General features: G+C 56.6%; 2 rRNA genes. Both read left to right on the forward strand.

Annotation, left to right across the window (positions count from 1 at the left end):
* Nucleotides 1–1,785, forward strand: a 23S ribosomal RNA gene (locus ACIF9R_RS38215); the annotation flags it as partial.
* 84 nt (nucleotides 1,786–1,869) lie between these two features.
* A 5S ribosomal RNA gene (rrf, locus tag ACIF9R_RS38220) occupies nucleotides 1,870–1,931 on the forward strand; the annotation flags it as partial.

Raw genomic sequence — 1,931 nt, forward strand, 5'->3', positions numbered from 1 at the left:
AAGCGAGTTGTGGACGGTTCACGAGTGAGAATGCAGGCATGAGTAGCGATACAAACGTGAGAAACGTTTGCGCCGATTGACTAAGGGTTCCTGGGTCAAGCTGATCTGCCCAGGGTAAGTCGGGACCTAAGGCGAGGCCGACAGGCGTAGTCGATGGATAACCGGTTGATATTCCGGTACCCGCTGTGAAGCGTCAAACATCGAATCCAGTGATGCTAAGCCCGTGAAGCCGCCGGCTGAGTCTTCGGACGAGGTCGGAGTGGTGGAGCCGGTGACCCGAGCTGGTAGTAGGTGAGTGATGGGGTGACGCAGGAAGGTAGTCCATCCCGGGCGGTGGTTGTCCCGGGGTAAGGGTGTAGGCCGGACGGTAGGTAAATCCGCCGTTCATCAAGGCTGAGACCTGATGCCGAGCCGATTGTGGTGAAGTGGATGATCCTATGCTGTCGAGAAAAGCCTCTAGCGAGTTTCATGGCGGCCCGTACCCTAAACCGACTCAGGTGGTCAGGTAGAGAATACCGAGGCGTTCGGGTGAACTATGGTTAAGGAACTCGGCAAAATGCCCCCGTAACTTCGGGAGAAGGGGGGCCACGCTCGGTGAGAGGACTTGCTCCTCGAGCTGGGGGTGGCCGCAGAGACCAGCGAGAAGCGACTGTTTACTAAAAACACAGGTCCGTGCGAAGCCGTAAGGCGATGTATACGGACTGACGCCTGCCCGGTGCTGGAACGTTAAGGGGACCGGTTAGCTCCATTTCGGTGGGGCGAAGCTGAGAACTTAAGCGCCAGTAAACGGCGGTGGTAACTATAACCATCCTAAGGTAGCGAAATTCCTTGTCGGGTAAGTTCCGACCTGCACGAATGGCGTAACGACTTCTCGACTGTCTCAACCATAGGCCCGGTGAAATTGCACTACGAGTAAAGATGCTCGTTTCGCGCAGCAGGACGGAAAGACCCCGGGACCTTTACTACAGTTTGATATTGGTGTTCGGTTCGGCTTGTGTAGGATAGCTGGGAGACTGTGAACTCTGGACGCCAGTTCAGGGGGAGTCGTCGTTGAAATACCAGTCTGGTCGTGCTGGATGTCTAACCTGGGTCCGTGATCCGGATCAGGGACAGTGTCTGATGGGTAGTTTAACTGGGGCGGTTGCCTCCTAAAGAGTAACGGAGGCGCCCAAAGGTTCCCTCAGCCTGGTTGGCAATCAGGTGTTGAGTGTAAGTGCACAAGGGAGCTTGACTGTGAGACCGACGGGTCGAGCAGGGACGAAAGTCGGGACTAGTGATCCGGCGGTGGCTTGTGGAAGCGCCGTCGCTCAACGGATAAAAGGTACCCCGGGGATAACAGGCTGATCTTCCCCAAGAGTCCATATCGACGGGATGGTTTGGCACCTCGATGTCGGCTCGTCGCATCCTGGGGCTGGAGTCGGTCCCAAGGGTTGGGCTGTTCGCCCATTAAAGCGGTACGCGAGCTGGGTTTAGAACGTCGTGAGACAGTTCGGTCCCTATCCGCTGTGCGCGTAGGAGTCTTGAGAAGGGCTGTCCCTAGTACGAGAGGACCGGGACGGACGAACCTCTGGTGTGCCAGTTGTCCTGCCAAGGGCATGGCTGGTTGGCTACGTTCGGGAGGGATAACCGCTGAAAGCATCTAAGCGGGAAGCCTGCTTCGAGATGAGGACTCCCACCTCCTTGAGAGGGTAAGGCTCCCAGTAGACGACTGGGTTGATAGGCCGGATATGGAAGCACGGTAACGTGTGGAGTTGACCGGTACTAATAGGCCGAGGGCTTGTCCTCAGTTGCTCGCGTCCACTGTGTTGGTTCTGAAACCACGAACAACCCCATGTGCCACACATGGTGCGGTTGTCAGTTTCATAGTGTTTCGGTGGTCATAGCGTAGGGGAAACGCCCGGTTACATTCCGAACCCGGAAGCTAAGCCTTA

The organism is Streptomyces sp. NPDC086080 (assembly GCF_044540255.1).
Classification (GTDB): Bacteria; Actinomycetota; Actinomycetes; order Streptomycetales; family Streptomycetaceae; genus Streptomyces.